The following is a 1,783-nucleotide window of genomic DNA, read 5'->3' as shown; positions in this document are numbered from 1 at the left end:
GTATTATAGATTTGAATTATAAACAATAGAAAGGAGCTAAATGAATTGCTTCCTAAGTATTATGTTGATTATGGTAAGTCAATATTTTTGTTTGATAATTTAAAAAGAAAAATACGTATAGTAGGAATCGATAAACTTGACTACAACGAATTAATAAGAGAAGTACAGAGTGGTGAAAAGTTTGTAGTTTTTCAGTATAATATTTTTCTTTTATTAGGGTTTGTAAGAGGAGTTTCTCCAATTTATTTTACAAAAGAGAAATTTAAAGAAAATTTTGCTAGGGTGAGATATAATCTATTGACTTCACTGACTTTAATACCTCCATTAACATCTTTATTTTTAATAATTTATCTTATAAAAATAGGTGGTTTGAGTTGGGGAATAATTTTAATATTTGCTGTTATTGGTATATGGACAATGGTGCCATTGCCTACAATTATAAAAAACTTCAAAGGTGGAACAGATGTAACTCAAGATGTTTTACAATTTATTAATAACCAAGCAAATAATGATAGATAATCTTTTAAAGAGATTGCAGTATGAATTGATATTATATTTTATGTATTTTAAATTGATAGAGATAGCTAGAAAACGTCATATAACCACATATCTGAGTAAAGGGCATGCTCACGGGTCATCCTGCCCGCAGCTTTTCGTCTAAGATAGGAGCTATCTAAGACGGAAATCCACCTCAGATACAACACGTTAGTTGAAAGATGACGCGTTTGTGAAATGCTGTAGTTTGTAATTTTTTGATTTAGAATTAATCTTAAGAAATATGATTTTTTGGAGGATTTCATGGTAGAAAAAATGTACCTATCATATTTTGAAGTAGATAAGGATATTAAAAGGCATAAAGATTTTGATATTAATGTTCCAAAACTTTTAGAAGAATTAAAAAATCATGGTGTTGAAATATTATATTTAAAAGATTTCGTAGGATATGATAGAATTGAGAAAACAATATCAGATTGTGATAGTCTACTTGCAATTGTTGATGAATATTGGTTAAGTTCAACATGGAAAGCAAGTGAGGTTACATATGCAAACGGTGATGGTGGATCGAGGGCAACTAGCAATCCACGGATTCAAAAAAAACCTGTTTTTATATTTCCTGTTTATGAAAATATTCAATTGTCATTTTTAGAAAGATATAAAGGACCAATTATTCTTCCAAGTGATGTGGAAGAGGCAGTTAAAAGTATTATTAGTAGGCTTCGCAGGGCGTCATCCATCAACTAACAAAAGATTCACACAAGGGCTCGAAAGAAGAACATGTAGCAGTACTCTGTAGCATGAACACGAAGAAGGACTCGCCACATTTCTTCACCGGGCGGGCAAGCCGCCACCAAAGAAGAAAGGCTTTGTGGATCCGGTTCAGGAACGTCGTGAATCAGCAACGGTGCGACACGAGGTCGCACAGATAAATGTTTAACTACTCCATAGTAGTATAAACCTGTCATTCCGCTGACAGTAATCTGACAACAGGTGCATAAGTGGTAACACTTCTGTACTAAGCTGTTGTGACAATGGAACCCTTTCTCTAAGGAGAAGAACCGAAGACCGTGAGGGATTTGGGAAACTGCCAGCACTAAGGCGGTTAGGGGGCTAGGTTGTAGGTGGTATGGTTAAATTAATTAAACTGCATATAAACGTCGTCAATTGCAAAAAAGCTAAAGGTGCTGATAAGCTTTGACCAAAAGGTACGTAGATAAGTTAACCTCCTCGTTTTTGGGGTTACGCGGATGTTGTTCTACCGGCGGAATTGCAGAACCTAACCCAC

The 1,783-nt window shown here is 34.4% G+C and carries 2 protein-coding genes; both read left to right on the top strand.

Translation table 11 applies throughout. The annotated features are described in order from the left end of the window. Positions 1-45: 45 nt before the first annotated feature. Entirely contained in the window at positions 46-519 is a 474-nt protein-coding gene (locus RBH29_RS17560) for a hypothetical protein (protein WP_306698309.1), read from the top strand. 279 nt (positions 520-798) lie between these two features. Beyond that, on the top strand, positions 799-1,242 hold the full coding sequence (locus RBH29_RS17555; protein ID WP_306698308.1) for a hypothetical protein: 444 nt from the start codon (positions 799-801) through the stop codon (positions 1,240-1,242). Positions 1,243-1,783 lie beyond the last annotated feature (541 nt).

The sequence above is a fragment of the Herbivorax alkaliphila genome (assembly GCF_030848475.1).
Classification (GTDB): Bacteria; Bacillota; Clostridia; order Acetivibrionales; family Acetivibrionaceae; genus Herbivorax.
This window is presented reverse-complemented; position numbering and strand designations above follow the sequence as displayed.

Coding starts and splice junctions, on each gene's coding strand:
- RBH29_RS17555 (WP_306698308.1), top strand. CDS start 799: ATGGTAGAAAAAATGTACCTATCATATTTTGAAGTAGATAAGGATATT.